An 18,801-nucleotide genomic window follows, 5' to 3' on the forward strand; every position below is an offset into this window, starting at 1 on the left:
AAGGGTCAGCTTCGACACGTCGATGCCGACGACGTGGGACGGGGCATGTTCCAGAAAGGCCATGGCAGTGGTATCCTGATCGTGCTTCGGATTGTTCGCGGGCGTGGTGTCGGCCAGAGGCCCCATCAACTCTCCAAGCGGGAAAAGGAAGCGGCAGGGACCCTGATGACGACGGGCGAAAGCCCAACCCCGGTCCGGTCGCCTGCCACTGGTCTCCCGGCGGTTCAGGCCGGGAGACCGCCCAAACTCTACCACCTCTTCAGACGAACAACCCCGGAATCACGCTCGATCTCGTCCAGACCGACATGGTCGTCGACCTCCTTGCCGAGCGCACCGATGTTGCCGTGCGCGCCGGGTCGCTGAAGACATCGAGCCTCGTCGCACGCAAGCTCGGGGATACCGCCATGATCATTGTGGGAGCGCCGCAATATCTTGGCCGCTTTGGCGAGCCGGAAAGCATTGATGATCTCGGCCGGCACAATCTCCTGGGATTTGGCTATGTTCGTAAGGTCGATGGCTGGCCGATGAAAACCAACGACGACATTGTCGTTGTTCCGGCAGTCGGCCGCGTGCAGGCCAGTGACGGCGAGGGGCTGCGGCAACTTGCGCTAGGCGGGAGCGGGCTTGCGCGCCTCGCCGCCTTCACCGTGCGCGACGATATTGCCGCCGGTCGTCTCGTTCCGGTGCTCGAACATCTCAACCCGGGAGATCGGGAAACCTTCCACGCCATCCATATCGGCCAGGGCGGACCGCTGCCTTCGCGCATCAGGGCGCTTCTCGATTTCCTTGCCGAATACGGAAAGGTGCGGTGATCGGCGGCTTTCGGCGGTGATTGGGTGACAGACGGCGATGATATCGGGCTCCCGGTGGGCAGACCGCGAGATCTGCCGACCCTTGCGTGCTGGAAGACGAGGGCAGGACGGCATATAAGCGAGCAGCGGGTATTAATTACGGACAGTCCATATGGACCCTCTCAGCGATGTGATAGCTCTGCTCCGGCCGAACACGGCCATCTCCAAGCCCATTACCGGGCGGGGTCACTGGGGCGTTCGCTATGCGGCTTACGACGCTCCAGGCTTCACGATCATTCTGAAAGGCGCATGCTGGATCGCTTTCGAGGGAGAGCAGCCCCTGAAGCTGGAAAAGGGCGCCTTTCTCCTTCTGCCTGCAACCCCGGCCTTCACCTTGAGCAGCCATCCCGCCATCGCCTGTGAGCCGCGCGACCCGATGGACGTGCCCGCCCGCCATGGCGAGCAGGAGGGAGAGGCGGACTTCGAATCGCTGGGCGGCACCTTTCGCATCGAGGCGGCCAACGCTCCGCTCCTGCTCGCCCTGCTGCCGCGGATGATCCATGTCCCACCCTCGGAAGGGCGATCGGTGCGGTTCAGGCGGGTGATCGATCTCATCATGGAGGAATGCAGCGGCGACGAGCCGGGCAAGGACATGATCCTCCGGCGGCTGCTGGAGGTTTTGCTCATCGAAGCCTTGCGCTTGCGCGGTGTCGCGACCGACGATGATCGCGCCGGTCTTCTCAACGGGATGCGCGATCCTGCTCTGGCGCGCGTCCTCGGCGCCATGCACGCCGATGTACGCGCCGACTGGACGGTCGCCGGTCTCGCCCGGATCGCCGGGCAGTCGCGCTCCGCCTTCGCCGCACGCTTCGGCGCGGTCCTCGGCTGCGGCCCGATCGAATATCTCGTCCGCTGGCGGATGGCGCTGGCGAAGGACGCCCTGCTGCGGGGAACCAAGACGCTGGACCGGATCGCCGACGAGATCGGCTACGAGTCCGCCAGCGCCTTCAGCACGGCCTTTCGAAAGCGGCTCGGCTGTCCACCCGGAAAATTTGCTCGGAGCAGCAGTGCCGCTGAACCCGGCTAGGATCGAGAGCGAGCCACGCTGAAGTCTCGATACCAGGCTGCCTCTGCCGATATGGACGATTGGAAAACGATAATGGACTTTTGATTATATATCGTCTCGACCTTTGAAGCTATCACGGAGCCATCCGAAACGAATGGAAGCTCCCATGCAAACGATCCTGATCACCGGCACATCCTCGGGCTATGGCCTTGAAACGGCGAGGTATTTCCTCGACAAGGGCTGGAATGTCATCGCGACCATGCGTCGCCCCGACGCCGCTCTTCTGCCGGTTTCGTCCAACCTGCGCATGCTGCCGCTCGACGTGACGAGTGAAGAGAGCATCGTCGCCGCCATCGAGGCCGCCGGGCCGATCGACGTGCTCGTCAACAATGCCGGCATCGGCGTCGTCGGGGCCTTCGAGGCGACGCCGATGGCGCATATCCGCAAGGTGTTCGACACCAACACGTTCGGTGTCATGGCGATGTGTCAGACCGTCATTCCGCAAATGCGCGAACGCCGATCTGGTGTCATCGTCAATGTGACATCGAGCGTTACGCTGGCTTCCATGCCGCTGGCCGCCGCCTATACCGCCAGCAAGCAGGCGATTGAGGGCTTCACCGGCTCGCTCGCCCATGAGCTTGGCCACTTCGGTGTCCGCGCAAAGCTGGTGGAACCGGGCTATGCTCCGACGACCCGGTTTGCGCACAACACCGATCTGCGGGTCGAGGATCTCATCCCTGCGGCCTATGCCGGTTTCGCGGCACCGATCTTCGAAGCCTTCGCCAAGCCGGCGCAAACGACGAAGGAAACGGATGTCGCAGAGGCCATCTGGGCCGCCGTTCACGACACGTCCGACCGGCTTCAGTTTCCGGGCGGAGCTGACGCTGTCGCCCTTTATCAGGCCCGCCACGGCTGAGGTGTGCTCCGCTCGATCCTGCAGAGTGGGAATATCGGCGGCGCTGCGCCGTTCGCCAGCGCCGCCACAGGTGATCGCGCTGTCGCGGGAAAACGGCGACATTCGGCGGTAGTTCGTTCGCCAGAAGCGCTATTTTGACCGAGATGGCGGAAGAGGTGGGATTCGAACCCACGGTACGGTCTCCCGTACGGCGGTTTTCAAGACCGCTGCCTTAAACCACTCGGCCACTCTTCCGGTGCGCTTCGTTTCGCCCTCGCAGCCCGGCTTGTCAAGCGGCCAGGCGCGGCGCAACAGGGTGGTGGCGAGGCGCGGCGCAACAGGGCGCCGCCAAGGCCGGGGCCGGACTGGCCCGGCACTGCCGTGATCCGCTCCGGTCCAATCCGGGACGATGACCCGACAGGGCCCGCCGGGACAGGGTTCGCTCTTGTGGGAGAGGGTCTTGGGGCAGGAGAGGGTCTTGGGGCAGGAGAGGGGCAGCGGTGGGTGAGGGGCCCTTCAAAAGAAAAGCCGCCGATCCGGAAGGTCGAGGCAGGGACCGGATCGGCGGCTGCGCCGTTGGTTCGGCGTCCGGCGCGGGGGCACGCGCCATGTGTTCGTTGTAGCCGGCGCCCCGATCGGATGGTGTGACCCGCATCACAGATGCGTGCATCGCGAGGGACGGCCTGATCCGCCGGCGAAGCTGCGGCGTAACTCCCGGTATCGATGCGGGTGGGAACCCGCCCCGACGACGTCCGAGGCCCGATCTGGAGACAGCCATGCAGTTTCGCACAGCCGGCGCGTTTCTCGCGCTGATCGCAGGACTTGCCGCCGCCGCAACTCCGGCGCAGGCGCGCCCTCAGCTCAACGAACAGGAGATCCGCAAGACGGTTGCCGGCAAGCGGATCTATCTGAAAGTGCCGCTCGGCGGCGAATTCCCGCTCCACTACCGCACCGATGGCCAGGTCAACGGTTCCGGCGACGCGGTCGGCCTCGGGCGCTTCATGCAGCCCAAGGACCAGGGCCGCTGGTGGGTGCGCGGCAATCGCCTGTGCCAGAAGTGGGAGTCCTGGTACGACGGCAAACAGTTCTGCTTCACCTTGTCGAAGGGCGAGGGCGACACGCTCTACTGGCAGCGCGACGACGGCATGTCGGGCCGCGCCCGAATCGGCCGCTGACACCGACAACTGACACCGGGAGCCGACGCCGGAAGCCTACGCCGGGACGGCTCATCCTGGTGCGAGAGACGCGACAGCCGAGAGCGGAAGGGCCACCGGATGAGGGCCGCCGCCGCCAACCTGCGGCCCTTCCGCAACAGGTCGTGGAAAAATGCTGCCTGCGACAGACGCGCAGGTCGACCCGATCTTCACCTTGCAGTAAGAGACGGCATGGTACACGTGTCGTGATGCGCCATTTGGGGGGCAGCATCGCAACGAGACGGGTCCGACCGACAGGGCACGCAAGGCAGGCGAAAGCGACCGACTCCCCGGACAAAAGTCCTTCAACGGGCGTTGCTTTATCCAACCTTTCGTGATCACTGGCGCAGGTGGCGAGGACCCCGAGCGGTCGACTGCCTGCCAGCGGGATGTCGACCGAAGGAGCGACCCAGCGGACAGAATGTCCTCTGCGGCCGGAACCCCAGGCGAAAACCGCCGGTCAGGTATCGAGTAGGGCGGCAGAATGAATGATGGCAAGGACCCGGCGACAGCACGCCGGCACCTGAGCACCAACCCCAGTTCCGATCGAATCGGCGCGGCGCCGGTTTGCGAACGCCGGTTTTCTCCGCGCGTCCTCGGCATCATGGCGGTCTCTTCCTTGTGTCTCGCCCTTGCCGGCTGCGGCTCCGCCCCGAAGACCCAGAAGGTCAAGTTTCCCGAATCGAAATACGGCGTGGCGGCGAGCCCGCGCGTCGTCTCCGGCAACCAGCCGGTGCCCAAGGGCGGCGGTCGCCAAATGGTCGGCAAACCCTACAAGGTCGCCGGCAAGTGGTATCACCCGAAGGAAGATCCGAACTACACCTCGGTCGGTCTCGCCTCCTGGTACGGGCCGACTTTTCACGGCCGGATGACCGCCAATGGCGAGGTCTTCGACCGCAACGCGCCGACGGCGGCGCATACGACGATGCCGCTTCCTTCCTATGCGCGCGTGACCAATCTCAAGAACGGCCGCTCGATGATCGTCCGGGTCAACGACCGCGGGCCGTTCCATGGCAACCGCACCATCGATCTGTCCGAGAAGGTCGCCAGCATGCTCGACTTCAAGAGCGCGGGCGTGGCCAAGGTGAAGGTCGAATATGTCGGCAGGGCCCGCATGGACGGGCAGGACCAGAGCTTCCTGATGGCCTCCTATCGGGGTCCGGGCGCGGTCGAGCCGGGCGCCACCATGCCGGGCACGATGCTGGCTCAGGCCGATATTCCGGCTGCAAGCCCGACGGTGTCCGCGCCGGCAAGCTCTACTTTGGCAACCTCTACGGTGGCGACGCTCTCCGGCTCGGCGCCGATGCCGCGCAACCGGCCTTATGGTCCGGTTCTTGCCGGCGCCGGCAGCTTCGGCCAGATGGTCACCGCCGCCTTCGACCCGGCGATCGCCTTCGAGGCGGGCGCGCCGACGGTGCAGGTCGCCTCGCTCAGCACCTTCGAGAACGACACTCCGACGGAGGCCGCGCCGGCGGCATCTTCCGCGCCGGTCATGAGCTACGACGGCAACACGCTGCCGGTCGTGCCGGCCGTGGCCAGCGAGCCGGTGCTGGCGCCGGGACCGGCCTATCTCGGCCAGCCCAGCACCTTCGCGCGCGGGTCTGCGATCTCGTCCTATCGCGCCAGCGCCCGGATCGAGGGAGCCTATGCGGCCTTCGACGCGATCGGCCAGGGCCTGTCGCCGCGCGAACTCGCCGCGCGCCAGTCAGACTGAACAACCTCGCGCCGCAGGTAGGCTTGACCCGTCCGAGCCTGTATGTTTTCGCCATGGCGTCGACATCGGGCCGGGACGGGAGAGCGTGACATGACGGCTGCGGTCGCAGTGCGGAAACAGGACGGCGCGGGCGCGCGGCACCACGGCCTTCCGCCCGGGACCGTCGCCGCGCTGCTGGTGCTGCTCCTCGCGCTCGTTACAGGTCTCGGGTTCGGCGGCGCGGCGGCGCAGGCGCAAGCGCAAGCGCAAGCGCAAGACGGAAGCGCGCCCGACACCAGTTCGGCCCTGCTGCTCGACATTACCACCGGCACTCTTTTGGCGAGCCGCAACCCGACGGTGCGCTACCAGCCCGGCTCCACCGCTAAGCTGATGACCGCCGCCGTCGTCTTCGACGCGCTGGCCAGGGGCGAGGTCAGCGAGGACACCGCCTTCACCGTCAGCGAGCATGCCTGGCGCAGCGGCGGCGCGCCGGCCCGCGTCTCCACCATGTTCGCCAAGCTCGGCAGCGCCGTGCCGGTGATCGACCTGCTGCACGGACTGATCATCCAGAACGCCAATGACGCCGCCATCGTGCTGGCGGAAGGACTTGCCGGCAGCGAGGCGGCCTTCGCCACGCGGATGAACGATAAGGCGGCGGAGATCGGCTTGACCGGCAGCAGATTCGCGAATCCGACCGGCTATGAGGCGTCCGATTCCTATGTGACGGCGCGGGACATGGCGCGGCTCGCCGACTATGTGCTGACCCGCCACGGCGACCGCTACGCGCTCTTCAGCGCGCCCGACTTCACCTGGAACGGGATCTTCCAGCGCAACAAGAACCCGCTGATCGGCGCCGTCTCCGGGGTCGACGGGCTGGCCGCCGGCTTCGCGCAAGGAGCGGGCTACAATGCGGTGGCCTCGGCGGAGCGCGGCGGCCGCCGGCTGATCGCTGTCGTGGCCGGCCATCCGGGCGCCGACCGGCGCGAGGAAGCGCTGCGCCGCCTCTTCGACAGCCTGGAGAAGGATTTCGAGGAGGTGGTGCTGTTCTCGCCGGGCGACACCGTGACCGAGGCGCGGGTGTTCGGCGGCTCCATCGGCTCCGTGCCGCTGGTGGTGCGCGAGCCGGTGCAGATCCTGTTGCCGCGCGGCAATCGCCATGTCTATCGGCTGCGGGCGATCTACAAGGGTCCGCTGCCGGCGCCGGTGAGGCGCGGCGAGGAAGTCGGCGAGTTGCGGGTGCTCAAGGACAGCGACATCGTCTATCGCGCGCCGTTGCTGACCGGCGCCGAGGCGGGCGAGGGAACCCTTACCAGCCGCGCCGCCGATGCGGTCAAGGAAACCCTGTTTGGATGGTGGCTGAATGAGTGACACGGCAATCGCCGCCGGCCGAGGCCATTTCGTCACCTTCGAGGGCGGCGAGGGGGCCGGCAAATCGACCCAGATCGAGCGGTTGCGCAAGCGGCTGCACGGCGCGGGCGTCGATGTGGTGGTGACGCGCGAGCCGGGCGGATCGCCAGGTGCGGAGACCATCCGCCGGCTGCTGCTCGGCGGCCGCATCAAGGAACTCGGGCCGGAAATGGAGGCGATGATGTTTGCCGCCGCACGGGCCGATCATGTCGACACGACGATCGAGCCGGCGCTGAGGCGCGGCGACTGGGTGCTGTGCGACCGCTTCGCCGACTCCACCCGCGTCTATCAGGGGGAGGCGGGCGTCGATACGGCCTTTCTCGACCGGTTGGAGGCGCTGGCGGTGGCCGGTTGCCGGCCTGACCTGACCGTGCTTATCGATGTGCCGGCGGATGTCGGCATCGCCCGGGTGGCGGCGCGCAGTTCCACGGGGAGCGCGCCGCAGCCGGACCGGTTCGAGACGGAGGGAGAAAACGTGCAGGACCGGCGCCGACGGATGTTCCTGGAGCTTGCCGCCAGCCAGCCGGAGCGCTTCCTTGTGGTCGATGGCATGCAGACGCCGGATGCGGTGGAGCAGGAGATCTGGCGGGCGGTTTCCGCGCGCCTGCTGCAGGCGGAGGAGGAGGCGTGGCGATGAGCGAACTCGATCCGCTGCTGACGGAAGCCGATGCCATCGAGGATGTGCCGCTGCCGCGCGAGCGGGCCAGCCTGATCGGCCATCGCGAAGCGGAGGAGGAACTGCTGGCCGCCTATCGCTCGCGGCGCATGCACCATGCCTGGATCCTCGCCGGCCCGAAGGGCATCGGCAAGGCGACGCTGGCATTTCGCTTCGCCCGCTTCGCGCTCGCCCATCCCGACCCGGCCTCCGCGGCGGTGGCCGAGGCGACCGATTGCGCGCTGCCGGCCGGCCATCCGGACTTCCGCAAGGTCGCGGCCGGCGCCCATCCGGGCCTTCTGCATCTGCGCCGCCCCTATGACCCCAAGCGCAAGGCGAAGGACAAGATCAAGCAGGACCTGACGGTGGACGAGATCCGCCGGACGGTGCCGTTCTTCGGGTCGACCGGCGCGGAAGGCTCCTGGCGGATCTGTATCGTCGATGCCGCCGACGACATGAATGTCAATGCGGCCAATGCCTTGTTGAAGGTTCTTGAAGAGCCGCCTAAACGTTCGCTGTTTCTCGTGCTCTCCCATGCGCCGGGCCGGCTGCTGCCGACGATCCGCTCACGCTGCCGCATGCTCCACCTGCGGGGACTGTCGCGCGAGGAGGTGCTGGCAGGGCTCGGAGATCTCGGCGTGGCCGATCCGGCCGACCGGGTGGCGGCGAGGGCGGCCGAGCTGGCGCAGGGAAGCCTGCGCAAGGCGATCAAGCTCGCCGCCGGCGATGCCATCGAGCTTGCCGACAGTTTCGCCGGCCTGATGGCGGGGCTGCCGCGCCTGGATGCGGCGGCGGCGCATGAGCTTGCCGATCAGGTGTCGCGCAGCGGCGCCGACGATGCCTGGAGCCTGTTCCAGGATCTCGTCGCCGATCACCTGCACGCCCGGCTGGGCGCGGCGGGGGCGGGCGATCTGCACCGCCTTGTCAGGGTGAGCGAGGTATGGGAAAAGACCAGCCGCGCCGCGCGCGAGGCGGATGCCTACAATCTCGACAGGAAGCAGATCGCGCTCAACACCCTGCGCGATCTTGCCGAAACCGCGCGGGCTTGACGCCGGCCGCCTCGCACTCGACTTCTGGAGCGCCCATCCGGGCCACCCACCCGCAATCCGGACCCTCTGACAGGCCATGACCGATCGATCGCCCTTCTTCGTCACCACTGCCATCTCGTATCCCAACGGCGCGCCGCATATCGGCCACGCCTACGAGAGCATGGCGACGGACGCCATCGCGCGCTTCCAGCGCCTCGATGGTCGCGACGTGTTCTTCCTCACCGGCACCGACGAGCACGGCCAGAAGATGCTGCAGACCGCGCGTGCGGAAGGCATCCCGGTCCAGGACCTGGCGGAGCGCAACGCCACCCGTTTCCGCGACATGGCGGCGGCGCTCGGCTGTTCCAACGACGACTTCATCCGCACCACCGAGCCGCGCCACCACGAGGCGAGCCGCGAGATCTGGCGCCGGATGGCGGCCAGCGGCGACATCTACAAGGACAGCTATTCCGGCTGGTACTCGGTGCGGGACGAGGCCTATTACCAGGAAAACGAGACGGAACTGCGCGCCGATGGCGTGCGCTACGGCCCGCAGGGCTCGCCGGTGGAATGGGTGGAGGAGGAGAGCTATTTCTTCCGCCTGTCGGCCTATCAGGACCGGCTGCTCGCCCACTATGAGGCCAATCCGGACTTCATCGGCCCGGACGAGCGCCGCAACGAGGTGGTGAGCTTCGTCAGCCGCGGCCTGAAGGACCTGTCGATCTCGCGCACCACCTTCGACTGGGGCGTGCGCGTGCCGGACGATGAGCGGCATGTGATGTATGTGTGGGTCGACGCGCTGACCAACTACATCACCGGCGCCGGCTTCCCGGACGAGAGCAACCCGCGCTGGCGCTACTGGCCGGCGGACCTGCACGTCATCGGCAAGGATATCGTGCGCTTCCACGCGGTCTACTGGCCGGCCTTCCTGATGTCGGCGGGGATCGAATTGCCGAAGCGGGTCTTCGCCCATGGCTTCCTGTTCAACAAGGGCGAGAAGATGTCGAAGTCGGTCGGCAACGTCATCGACCCCTTCGCCTTGATCGACCATTACGGCCTCGACCAGGTGCGCTACTTCTTCCTGCGCGAGGTGCCCTTCGGCCAGGACGGCAACTACAGCCACGAGGCCATCGTCAACCGCATCAATGCCGACCTTGCCAACGACCTCGGCAACCTGGCGCAGCGCTCGCTGTCGATGATCGGCAAGAACTGCGAGGGCCGCCTGCCGGAGCCGGGCGCCTTCACGGCCGAGGACGAGGCGATTGTCGGCCAGGCCGATGCGATGCTGGCGGGTGCGCGCGAGGCGATGTCGCGCCAGGCGATCCATCAGGCGCTGTCGGTGGTGTGGGCCTGCGTCGCCGAGGCCAACCGCTATTTCGCCGCGCAGGAGCCCTGGGCGCTGAAGAAGAGCGACCCGGCGCGCATGGCGACGGTGCTCTATGTCACCGCCGAGGTGATCCGCCAGATCGCGATCCTGGCGCAGCCCGTCATCCCGACGAGCGCGGGCAAGCTGCTCGACCTTTTGGCGGTCCCGGCGGATGCACGCGCTTTTGACCGGCTGGGAGCGGGCGGGCGGCTTGCCGCCGGCGCGGAGCTGCCCAAGCCCGAGGGCGTCTTCCCGCGTTATGTCGAGGCCGAGGCGCCGGCCGGCGGGGCGGCATGATGCTGGTCGACAGCCATTGCCATCTGGACTTTCCCGACTTCGACGCCGAGCGCGATGCGATCATCGCCCGCGCCGGCGAGGCCGGGGTCGGCCTGATGGTGACGATCTCGACGCGGGTCGCCCGGTTCGACACGATCCGGGCGCTTGCCGAGCGCTACGACACCGTCTTCTGCTCGGTCGGCACCCATCCGCACAATGCGGGGGAGGAGGCCGAGATGCTGGTCACCACCGACGATCTGGTGCGCCTGTCGGCGCTTGAGAAGGTGGTGGCGATCGGCGAGGTCGGGCTCGACTATTTCTACGACAAGGCGCCGCGCGAGGCGCAGGCGGCGGGCCTGCGCCGCCACATCGCCGCCGCGCGCCAGACCGGTCTGCCGCTGGTCATTCATTCGCGCGATGCCGACGAGGACATGGCCGCGATCCTGCGGGACGAGACGGAGAAGGGGGCCTTTCCGGCCCTGCTGCACTGCTTCACTTCGGGTCGCGACCTTGCCCTGACCGGTATCGAGCTGGGGCTCTATGTGTCGTTTTCCGGCATCCTGACCTTCAAGCGCTCCGAGGAACTGCGCGCGATCGCCGCCGAGCTGCCGGCCGACCGGCTCTTGGTGGAAACGGATGCGCCCTATCTTGCGCCGCAGCCCTGGCGCGGCAAGCGCAACGAGCCGGCCTATGTCGCCCATACCAACAAGGTGCTGGCGGAAACGCGCGGCGTCAGCGAGACGGAGATGGCCCGCCAGACCACGGAGAACTTCTTCCGCCTGTTTTCGCGGGTGCCGCGCCACCTGCTGCCGGAAAGCTGAGACCGATGGCCGGCGGCGGCAGGCTCGACTTCACCATCCTCGGCTGCGGCTCCTCGGCCGGGGTGCCGCGCGTCGGCAATATCTGGGGCGACTGCGACCCGAACGAGCCGCGCAACCGGCGCATGCGCTGCGCGCTGCTGGTCGAGCGCAAGGGGCCGGACGGTACCACCCGCGTGCTGGTCGATGCCGGGCCGGACCTGCGCCAGCAATTGCTGGACGCCCGCGTCGCCGATCTCGACGCAGTGCTGCTGACCCATTCCCATGCCGACCACCTGCACGGCATCGACGACCTGCGGCCGCTGGCGATCACTCATCGCAAGCTGATCCCGGTCTATATGGATGCCTTTACCTCGCGCCGCGCCCATGACCTGTTCTACTACGGTTTCGCCACGCCGCCGGGGTCGAGCTATCCGCCGATCCTGCGCGACATGCGCATCGTGGACGGCGAGGCGGGGGTGATCGACGGGGCGGGCGGGCCAATCCCGTTCCTGCCGCTGGAAGTGCCGCACGGCGATATTCCCGCGCTCGGATTCAGGTTTGGAAACGTCGCGTATCTCCCTGATGCGAAAGATATTCCACCGAGCGTTCAACCCGGGTTCTCGGGGCTCGACACCTGGGTGATCGACGCGCTGCGCCGCACGCCGCACCCTTCGCATTTCTCCCTGTCGGAAGCGCTCGACTGGATCTCGCGCCTGCAACCGCGCAAGGCGATCCTGACCAACATGCATGTCGATCTCGACTACCGCACGCTGGAAGCGGAACTGCCCGAGGGCGTGGTCCCGGCCTATGACGGCCTGCGGTTTTCGGCCAGCCTCGACGCCGCGCCATGACGCGCGCCGCCCGTCCGCCGACCGAGGAGCGGCTGATGAAGGCGGCGCTCCACTATCTCGACCGCTACGGCTCCAGCCGCGAGAACCTGAGACGGGTGATCGAGCGCAAGGTGATGCGCGCGGCCCGCGAGCTCGACCTCGATCCGGCCGGGTTCAGCGACATGATCGAGGCGGTTGTGGCCCGCTGCGCCGCATCGGGCCTGGTCGACGACCGGCTGTTTGCGGAGGCGCGGATCGCCTCCGAACGCCGCAAGGGCCGCTCGGCCCGGCGGATCGGCGCGGTGCTGGCCGCCAAGGGTATCGAGCAGGAACTGGCCGAACAGCTCATCGCGAAAGAGGAAAGCGACGACCTTGCGGCGGCCTGCATTGCCGCGCGCAAGCGGCGCTTCGGTCCCTGGCGGCGGGGCGACGGGGACCCTGATCGGCTGCGCAAGGAGATGGCGGCGCTGTGCCGGCAGGGATTTTCGCTGGCGGTCGCGCGCAGGGTCGTGGAGGCGGGGGATGCCGCCGAGTTGCAAGAGGAGCAGGGGTAGAGCCCGGCAACAGGCGAGGGAAGGGGGCTGCCCCCTCCTCTGTCCAGCCGTGTCAGCCCTGCCCGCAAGCCCGCAGCAGGCTGCCGATCGCCCTGGACGAGCCTTTCAGCGTGACATTGCGCAGATGCTCCAGCGAGCCGCCGAGATGCAAATCCATCCCGCTCCCCCGCATCATCGCCGCGAAGAGCGGCTCATCCGGCGCGAAGGTCGGGGACTGCAGCACGCGTGCTGTTTCCTCGATCACGAAGGCAACCGGCGTCGGCTGGCCACGGTCGACCTCGATGTCGATCTCGATCCGCCCCTGAGGCTTTGCAAGGTCGCGAGCATGCTCGCTGACCAAGCCGCCGTCCTCCCACAGCCATGTCGGTCCGTATTCGATGCGCAGCGCACCGCCGTCACAGACAAGGCGCAGGCTGTCGCCATCGGTGGTCGCCAGCATGGCGGAGGGCGAGGGGGACGCGGTGAAGAACCAGCGATCGCGCGGTTCTTCCTCCAGCGCAACGACCGCGCTGCCGGGCAGCGCATAGCGCCGGAAACAGGTCTCGGCACCGGCACGCCCGCAGGAGCCACCGTGCAGCACGGCGAGAAAGCTGCCCTGCGAGGGGCGATCGAAGCGCAGTTCGTAAGCGAGAAACTCGCCGACCATCTCCGGCGCGCCGCCGGAACGGCCGAGATAGATCTTCTGGGTGCACCCAGCCGAACCGCAGAACATCATCCGGCTGCCGTCGCAGGAGAGCCGCCCGTAATCGACCAGAATGTCGGGCAGGGCATTGCCGTCGACATCGACCGAGGTCGCGAAGCCGTCGAGAAACTCCAGCAGCGGGCCGCAGGTCTGCGCGAGCTCGGCGCGCTCCCTCTCCAGGACCGCGCCGATATCTGCGTCGATCTCCGTGCGGGCGGTGGCAGCTCCAAGAGACAGGGCAAGCGACAGGAGGATGACGGACAGGGCATGCGCTGGCCGCGCGAAAAACCTCTCAAACGGCAAAGGCATGAACGAACCTCCAAGCATGACGACCCAGGGTAGCCGCACCCGGCAATCCGGAACAAGATCGCCGGCCGGTGCTATCCGTCCTGCGGGCCGCCGAGAATGTCCTCGCCAAAGACCGCGATGCGACCGCGCCCCAGCGCCTTTGCCCGGTAGAGGGCCTTGTCCGCCCGCCACATATGGTCGTCCGCCCCATGCGTTCCGCTGGTGATCAAGGCAACGCCGACGCTGATGCCGATGACGATGCTCTGACCGTGGACGTCATAGGGCGCGCAAACGGCGGCGATCAGCCGTTCCGCCAGGGTTCTGGCTGCCGCCGGCTGCGCCGCGCCGTGCTGCAGGATGGCGAATTCGTCGCCACCGATCCGCGCCACCAGATCGACCTCGCGCACGCAGCCGGAAAGCCGTCTGGCCACCTGCCGCAGCACTTCGTCGCCGGCCGGATGCCCGAGCGTATCGTTGACCTGCTTGAAGAGATCGAGGTCGAGCGCGAGGAGGGCGCTGGTCACCCCGCGCCCGGCGGCGGCCGCCGCCAATTGCAGCCGCTCGTGCAGCAGCACCCGATTGCCGAGCCCGGTCAAGGCGTCATGGGTCGCCATATGGGCAATCTTCGCCTCGTCCTGCTTGCGCGCGTCGATATCCTCAAGCACGCCTGCCCACTCGATCACCTGACCGGCGTCGTCGAGCACCGGGCCGCCGCGATCTCGGACCCACAGCCAACGGCCATTGGCGACGCGCAGGCGGAACTCGATGTCGAAGTAGTCGAGCCTGCCCTCTTTCTTCTGGCCGATAGCCGTCATCACCCGGTCCCGATCGTCCGGGTGAACCTGGTCGATCCAGGCGGTTCCCAGCGCCTCGCTGTCCGCCCTTCCTGTCAGCGTCTCCCATCCTTCCAGCGACAGGAGATCGCCGGCCTTCGACCAGCGCCAGAACACCAGCGCACCGGCGTTTGCGGCGGTGCGCAGACGGCGTTCGAGCGTGCGGCGGGCCGCTTCCGCCGCCTCGAAGCTGACGCGCGCGACCTCGAACTCGCGGATCGTCGATTGCGGCAGGGCCTCAGGAGGCGTATCGCCTCGGCCCTCGCTTCTGGCGATCGCCAGGCTGCGTGCGGCAAGAGCCTGAACGGGTCGCCGGATCATCTGTCCGATATGGATCGCGACGACGGTCGCCAGAACGGTCGCCAGCACGGAGCCGAGCAGCAGACCCACCAGTGGGGTATGCCAGCGCGCGTTGAACACCTCCAGCGGTTCGGCGACCACGGCAGTCCAGCCGGGCGTCATCTCGATGCGCTGAAAGACCATGACGGTGCTCTGGCCCTCGGTCGTCATCGCTTCGAAAGAGCCGCTGCTGCCGGAAATGGCCTGCAGCTTGTCCCAATCCGGAGCCTTGAGGCCAACGGCATTTTCCGCGTCACGGGAGCGGGCAAGGATCCGGCCATTGCCATCCGCGACCGCGATCAGAATGCCGCTCACCCGCTCGCGGCCATATTGGAGAGTGCGAATAAGCTGCGAGGGCGAGAGCGACAGGACAAACACGCGTTCGCGCTCGCCGCTCTCCGCTGCCGACGGTATCGCCAGATGGATCCGGTGGTCGGACAATCTGGAGCCGAGCACGAGGTTGGAAACGACCGGAGCCTGGCGGTCGAAGGACAGGCGCGCGATGGCCAGAACCTGCTCCGAGGCGGAAGCCATCGGGCGCCGGCCCTCGAACTCGATGATCTGGACTTCGCCGGTGAGACCGATGCCCGCATAGGGGCTGGCCTGAAGCCTCAGGCGATCACTGCGGTCGTCCGGCGTCCAAAGCGTTGCGAAGGTGCTGAGGACCGTGAAACGACTCTCCAGTTCCGCCTCGATTGCGCTGCGAATGGTGAGCGCGGTCTCGGCGAGACGCGCGGTTGCCGTATCCCTGTAGGCCTCGCCGGTCCGCCATGCGGCATATCCCGAGATCACGAGAATGGGGATCAGACACACCAGCATCAACACGATGAGATAGGTGTTGATGCCTGCACGCCCAGGCATGTCCTGCTTGTTCAATGCCAACGGATCAGACCCCGCGAAACCCGCTCGTTTCGAAGATACATAACTACAACTGCACATGGATGTCTCGGCAGTTGCGGGGATCGCGGCGAATTAATTCACGCAGCGTTTTCCTGTGCCGGGGGGATCGGCTCGCACGGCGCGCCATGCCTTACCGGCATCAATAAAAAATATTCCATAATATATCTTATGCGAATTAGCGATGTGATGGTCGGGATCGGGCCAAAGGCCGCCTCGCGCTCCCCCGGCTCGGCGCTGTCTGGCTGTTGCGAGCCGATATTGCCGTGCCGACGAACCGCCTGGGCAATCTGCCGGCCATGACACTGCCCGATCAGCAGCGGCGCTCAGGCCGAGGCTCCTTCTTCAAGTCGCCGGTACATGTAGGTCGTGGCGTGCCGCGCCCGTCCGTCCGGGTCGAAGGCATAGTCCGGGATGGTGCCGGCGATCTCGAACCCGACGGAGGCATAGAGAGGCTCGGCGACGTCGCCGGTGCGCGTGTCGAGCGTCACCAGCGTCTTGCCGAGCGCGCGCGCATGCTCCAGAACACGGGTCATCAGCGCGCGGCCGGTGCCGAGGCGTCGTGCCTGCGGATGGACGATCATCTTGGCGATCTCGCAGCGATGCGGCTGATTGGGCGGCATGGCCGTGAGAAGCTGCACGGTCCCGATAAGGGCGCCGTCGCGCCGCGCACCGAAAACCGTCCGGCGCCCGGCCTCTACTTCCGGACGCACAGTCTCCAGCCAGAACCGGGCGGCCTCGTGCGCGGACACGGGCGCCATGAAGCTGATGGCTGCGCCGTCGGCGACACTGTCGATGAGGATGCGGGAGAGCGCGGCACTATTTGCTTCGATGGCGGGGCCATCGAGTTCGAGGATCTGCGTTTCCATATGGGGAGCCCTCAGGCCAGCGCGATCAGGTAGCGCGCGGAGTGTTTGCCAGTTTCGAAGCTTGACGCTCCGAACAGCCGATAGCGCAGGCAGTCGCCCGGCCGCAGCTCGTACCGCTCATCGTCGACGGTGAGCGTCAGCGCTCCGTCCAGCAGGACAAGGTGGTGTTCGTGCCCTGCAACAGCCGGTCGTTCATAGGAGATGCGCTGGTTGGGCGTGATCTCGCATTCGATCATTTCCAGCTTCAGGCCGCTGGCGGGCGGCGACACCGACCGGCGGACGAAACCGCCGCCCGGATCCGACCAGGTGCCCTGCTCCGCGCGGCGAAGCAGCGGCGGAAACTCCGGCTCCAGCGGGGCCAGAAGCTGGGACAGCGGCAGGCCGAAGGCCGATGCCAGACGTCCGAGCGTCTCCGCCGTTGGGCTGACGTCCGCGTTCTCGATGCGGGAGAGTGTCGCCCTGCTGACCCCACTGCTGTCCGCAAGGTCCTGAAGCGTCAGGCCCCTCTCCGTTCTCAGCGACCGGAGATGGTCGGCCAGGGCTTGGTTCTGTCGTTCGTTTCCGTCCATATTCGGGAATATATCCCAAATATGGACGAAGTCAATGGTTCCTGTTCGGCTGCGGGAAGGGCCTCCAGTCTCACGCCTCCCTGCCCTGTGCCTCGTCCCGTTCCAGAGCGCCCCTAATCTCCCGTGCAACCTCGGCCAGTTCCGCAGGCGGCGGGCTCGGGATCGCGGCGAAACTCAGCTTCTCCTCGCGGATGTAACGGCGCGAGGTGATGTCGGTTCCCTCCACCATCGGCACCAGATGCGCGTGGGCATGGGCGATGTCGCCGCCGGAAAACAGGAACGCCACGCGCGGAACGCCATAGAGCCGCTTCTGTACGCGGGCGATCTTCTGGCCGAGCGCGAGAATGTCGGCGGCGAGGTCTTCCGGCAGCATCTCGAAATAATCGTGGTGGGCACGCGGGATGATCTGCACATGGCCGCGGCGGATCGGCCCGATGTCGAGGAAGGCAAGCAGGCGGTCGTCTTCGTGGATGACATGCGGGCGGATATCGCCGCGCGCGAACTTGCAGAACAGGCATTCCGATGTCTTGTGAGTCATGTGGTCCACCGCCCTCCCGCCAACCCCAATTCCAAGGCGCATTCTATCGACGCGGAGCGCTGGCGCAGCAAGGCACTTGTGCCTGCAAACGAAAAGGGCCGGAGGATTGCGCCCCCGGCCCTCACCTTTCGCACAAGGCGAAACGCAGTGCAGCCTTACTGCGGCAACTGGTCGTCCAGACCCTTGACGTACCAGTTCATGCCGAGCAGGACGCCGTCATCGAGGATGATGCCGTCGCCGACAGCCTCGCTGCCGTCCTGCTTGTAGATCGGGCCGGTGAAGGGATGGAACTCGCCCGAGCGGATCTTCTCGGCCATCTCGGCCGCATCCTTGGCGACATCCTCCGGCACGTTGGTGTAGGGCGCCATCACGACCATGTCGGCGGCAAAACCGCCCCAGACATCCTCGCTCGTCCAGGTGCCGTCGAGCACGGCCTGGACGCGGCGGATGTAATAGGCGCTCCAGTCGTCGACGATGGCGGTGAGCTGGGCCTTCGGCGCGAAGGCGATCATGTCGGACGCCTGGCCGAAGCCGATCGCGCCGCGCTCCTCGGCCACCTGCAGCGGTGCCGGGCTGTCGGTGTGCTGGGCAATGACGTCCGCGCCCTGGTCGAGCAGCGCCTTGGCGGCATCCGCCTCCTTGCCCGGATCATACCAGGTGTTGACCCAGACGACCTTGATCTTGAAGTCCGGGTTCACCGACTGCGCGCCGAGCATGAAGGAGTTGATGCCGCGCACCACTTCCGGGATCGGGAAGGAGGCGATGTAGCCGGCAGTGCCGGTCTTCGACATCTTCGCCGCCATCTGGCCGATCACGTAACGGCCTTCATAGAAGCGGGCCGAATAGGTGGAGACGTTGTCGGCGCGCTTGTAGCCGGTGGCGTGCTCGAACTTCACATCCGGGAACTTCTGGGCGACCTTCAGCGTCGGGTTCATGAAGCCGAAGGACGTGGTGAAGATGAGCCCTGCCCCGTCGCGCGCCAGGCGCTCGATGGCGCGCTCCGCATCCGGACCTTCCGAAACGTTCTCGATATAGACGGTCTCGACCTTGTCGCCGAACTCCTTCTCGATGGCGAGACGGCCCTGGTTGTGCTGGTAGGACCAGCCATGATCACCGATCGGGCCGACATAGATGAAACCGATCTTCAGCTTGTCGGCCGCCTCGGCACCGATCACGCCGAAGCCGAGCAGCGCGGCCGCCGCCAACCCCAGTATCTTCTTCATTTCCTGCTC

17 protein-coding genes, 1 tRNA gene and 1 pseudogene are annotated in these 18,801 nt (G+C 66.8%); 12 read left to right on the forward strand and 7 right to left on the reverse strand.

Going from position 1 to position 18,801, the window contains the following annotated elements; all coding sequences use genetic code 11:
- Positions 1–248: 248 nt before the first annotated feature.
- The 3 genes and pseudogenes from TSB10GB4_RS10390 to TSB10GB4_RS10400 form a co-directional block, all read left to right on the forward strand.
- Positions 249–812, forward strand: a pseudogene (locus TSB10GB4_RS10390) (LysR substrate-binding domain-containing protein); the annotation flags it as partial.
- A 151-nt stretch (positions 813–963) separates the two neighbouring features.
- The gene (locus tag TSB10GB4_RS10395; protein WP_186395704.1) at positions 964–1,878 is read left to right on the forward strand and encodes an AraC family transcriptional regulator; all 915 of its coding nucleotides are present in this window, start codon (positions 964–966) and stop codon (positions 1,876–1,878) included.
- Positions 1,879–2,023: 145 nt separating this feature from the next.
- Complete coding sequence (locus TSB10GB4_RS10400) at positions 2,024–2,773, forward strand: SDR family oxidoreductase (RefSeq protein WP_186395705.1); 750 nt, start codon at positions 2,024–2,026, stop codon at positions 2,771–2,773.
- Between the two features lie 144 nt (positions 2,774–2,917).
- Here the strand turns inward: TSB10GB4_RS10400 and TSB10GB4_RS10405 are convergent.
- Positions 2,918–3,007: transfer RNA gene (locus tag TSB10GB4_RS10405), tRNA-Ser, on the reverse strand.
- Between the two features lie 521 nt (positions 3,008–3,528).
- Between TSB10GB4_RS10405 and TSB10GB4_RS10410 the strand changes: the two genes are divergently transcribed.
- The 9 genes from TSB10GB4_RS10410 (at position 3,529) to TSB10GB4_RS10450 (ending at position 12,554) form a co-directional block, all read left to right on the forward strand.
- Complete coding sequence (locus TSB10GB4_RS10410; RefSeq protein WP_186389467.1) at positions 3,529–3,927, forward strand: hypothetical protein; 399 nt, start codon at positions 3,529–3,531, stop codon at positions 3,925–3,927.
- A 622-nt stretch (positions 3,928–4,549) separates the two neighbouring features.
- Positions 4,550–5,659, forward strand: coding sequence for a septal ring lytic transglycosylase RlpA family protein (locus TSB10GB4_RS10415; protein ID WP_186395706.1), 1,110 nt, complete (start codon positions 4,550–4,552; stop codon positions 5,657–5,659).
- Between the two features lie 90 nt (positions 5,660–5,749).
- On the forward strand, positions 5,750–7,006 hold the full coding sequence (locus TSB10GB4_RS10420) for a D-alanyl-D-alanine carboxypeptidase family protein (protein WP_186395707.1): 1,257 nt from the start codon (positions 5,750–5,752) through the stop codon (positions 7,004–7,006).
- Positions 6,999–7,682 (forward strand): dTMP kinase, encoded by a 684-nt coding sequence (tmk, locus tag TSB10GB4_RS10425; protein WP_186395708.1) that lies wholly within the window; start codon positions 6,999–7,001, stop codon positions 7,680–7,682. The genes TSB10GB4_RS10420 and tmk overlap by 8 nt, the downstream gene beginning before the upstream one ends.
- Positions 7,679–8,749, forward strand: coding sequence for a DNA polymerase III subunit delta' (locus tag TSB10GB4_RS10430; protein WP_186395709.1), 1,071 nt, complete (start codon positions 7,679–7,681; stop codon positions 8,747–8,749). The genes tmk and TSB10GB4_RS10430 overlap by 4 nt, the downstream gene beginning before the upstream one ends.
- Positions 8,750–8,825: 76 nt before the next feature.
- Positions 8,826–10,391, forward strand: coding sequence for a methionine--tRNA ligase (gene metG, locus TSB10GB4_RS10435; RefSeq protein WP_186395710.1), 1,566 nt, complete (start codon positions 8,826–8,828; stop codon positions 10,389–10,391).
- Positions 10,391–11,191, forward strand: coding sequence for a TatD family hydrolase (locus tag TSB10GB4_RS10440; RefSeq protein ID WP_186395860.1), 801 nt, complete (start codon positions 10,391–10,393; stop codon positions 11,189–11,191). The genes metG and TSB10GB4_RS10440 overlap by 1 nt, the downstream gene beginning before the upstream one ends.
- A 5-nt stretch (positions 11,192–11,196) precedes the next feature.
- Positions 11,197–12,021 (forward strand): MBL fold metallo-hydrolase, encoded by an 825-nt coding sequence (locus TSB10GB4_RS10445; protein WP_186389474.1) that lies wholly within the window; start codon positions 11,197–11,199, stop codon positions 12,019–12,021.
- The gene (locus TSB10GB4_RS10450) at positions 12,018–12,554 is read left to right on the forward strand and encodes a regulatory protein RecX (RefSeq protein WP_186395711.1); all 537 of its coding nucleotides are present in this window, start codon (positions 12,018–12,020) and stop codon (positions 12,552–12,554) included. Before TSB10GB4_RS10445 ends, TSB10GB4_RS10450 begins: the two co-directional genes overlap by 4 nt.
- A gap of 52 nt (positions 12,555–12,606) precedes the next feature.
- On the opposite strand, the gene TSB10GB4_RS10455 is transcribed toward TSB10GB4_RS10450, so the two are convergent.
- The 6 genes from TSB10GB4_RS10455 to TSB10GB4_RS10480 all read right to left on the reverse strand — a co-directional run bounded on the left by TSB10GB4_RS10455 (position 12,607) and on the right by TSB10GB4_RS10480 (position 18,792).
- Positions 12,607–13,545 (reverse strand): hypothetical protein, encoded by a 939-nt coding sequence (locus tag TSB10GB4_RS10455; RefSeq protein ID WP_186395712.1) that lies wholly within the window; start codon positions 13,543–13,545, stop codon positions 12,607–12,609.
- A 71-nt stretch (positions 13,546–13,616) separates the two neighbouring features.
- Complete coding sequence (locus tag TSB10GB4_RS10460) at positions 13,617–15,557, reverse strand: diguanylate cyclase domain-containing protein (protein WP_186395713.1); 1,941 nt, start codon at positions 15,555–15,557, stop codon at positions 13,617–13,619.
- Between the two features lie 362 nt (positions 15,558–15,919).
- Complete coding sequence (locus TSB10GB4_RS10465) at positions 15,920–16,462, reverse strand: GNAT family N-acetyltransferase (RefSeq protein ID WP_186395714.1); 543 nt, start codon at positions 16,460–16,462, stop codon at positions 15,920–15,922.
- An 11-nt stretch (positions 16,463–16,473) separates the two neighbouring features.
- Positions 16,474–17,031 (reverse strand): helix-turn-helix domain-containing protein, encoded by a 558-nt coding sequence (locus TSB10GB4_RS10470; protein ID WP_186395715.1) that lies wholly within the window; start codon positions 17,029–17,031, stop codon positions 16,474–16,476.
- Between the two features lie 70 nt (positions 17,032–17,101).
- Entirely contained in the window at positions 17,102–17,569 is a 468-nt protein-coding gene (locus TSB10GB4_RS10475; protein ID WP_186395716.1) for an HIT family protein, read from the reverse strand.
- Positions 17,570–17,724: 155 nt separating this feature from the next.
- Complete coding sequence (locus TSB10GB4_RS10480; RefSeq protein WP_186395717.1) at positions 17,725–18,792, reverse strand: BMP family ABC transporter substrate-binding protein; 1,068 nt, start codon at positions 18,790–18,792, stop codon at positions 17,725–17,727.
- Positions 18,793–18,801 lie beyond the last annotated feature (9 nt).

The organism is Stappia sp. TSB10GB4 (assembly GCF_900185745.1).
GTDB lineage: Bacteria > Pseudomonadota > Alphaproteobacteria > Rhizobiales > Stappiaceae > Stappia.

Coding starts and splice junctions, on each gene's coding strand:
- TSB10GB4_RS10395 (WP_186395704.1), top strand. CDS start 964: ATGGACCCTCTCAGCGATGTGATAGCTCTGCTCCGGCCGAACACGGCC.
- TSB10GB4_RS10400 (WP_186395705.1), top strand. CDS start 2,024: ATGCAAACGATCCTGATCACCGGCACATCCTCGGGCTATGGCCTTGAA.
- TSB10GB4_RS10410 (WP_186389467.1), top strand. CDS start 3,529: ATGCAGTTTCGCACAGCCGGCGCGTTTCTCGCGCTGATCGCAGGACTT.
- TSB10GB4_RS10415 (WP_186395706.1), top strand. CDS start 4,550: ATGGCGGTCTCTTCCTTGTGTCTCGCCCTTGCCGGCTGCGGCTCCGCC.
- TSB10GB4_RS10420 (WP_186395707.1), top strand. CDS start 5,750: ATGACGGCTGCGGTCGCAGTGCGGAAACAGGACGGCGCGGGCGCGCGG.
- tmk (WP_186395708.1), top strand. CDS start 6,999: ATGAGTGACACGGCAATCGCCGCCGGCCGAGGCCATTTCGTCACCTTC.
- TSB10GB4_RS10430 (WP_186395709.1), top strand. CDS start 7,679: ATGAGCGAACTCGATCCGCTGCTGACGGAAGCCGATGCCATCGAGGAT.
- metG (WP_186395710.1), top strand. CDS start 8,826: ATGACCGATCGATCGCCCTTCTTCGTCACCACTGCCATCTCGTATCCC.
- TSB10GB4_RS10440 (WP_186395860.1), top strand. CDS start 10,391: ATGCTGGTCGACAGCCATTGCCATCTGGACTTTCCCGACTTCGACGCC.
- TSB10GB4_RS10445 (WP_186389474.1), top strand. CDS start 11,197: ATGGCCGGCGGCGGCAGGCTCGACTTCACCATCCTCGGCTGCGGCTCC.
- TSB10GB4_RS10450 (WP_186395711.1), top strand. CDS start 12,018: ATGACGCGCGCCGCCCGTCCGCCGACCGAGGAGCGGCTGATGAAGGCG.
- TSB10GB4_RS10455 (WP_186395712.1), bottom strand. CDS start 13,545: ATGCCTTTGCCGTTTGAGAGGTTTTTCGCGCGGCCAGCGCATGCCCTG.
- TSB10GB4_RS10460 (WP_186395713.1), bottom strand. CDS start 15,557: ATGCCTGGGCGTGCAGGCATCAACACCTATCTCATCGTGTTGATGCTG.
- TSB10GB4_RS10465 (WP_186395714.1), bottom strand. CDS start 16,462: ATGGAAACGCAGATCCTCGAACTCGATGGCCCCGCCATCGAAGCAAAT.
- TSB10GB4_RS10470 (WP_186395715.1), bottom strand. CDS start 17,031: ATGGACGGAAACGAACGACAGAACCAAGCCCTGGCCGACCATCTCCGG.
- TSB10GB4_RS10475 (WP_186395716.1), bottom strand. CDS start 17,569: ATGACTCACAAGACATCGGAATGCCTGTTCTGCAAGTTCGCGCGCGGC.
- TSB10GB4_RS10480 (WP_186395717.1), bottom strand. CDS start 18,792: ATGAAGAAGATACTGGGGTTGGCGGCGGCCGCGCTGCTCGGCTTCGGC.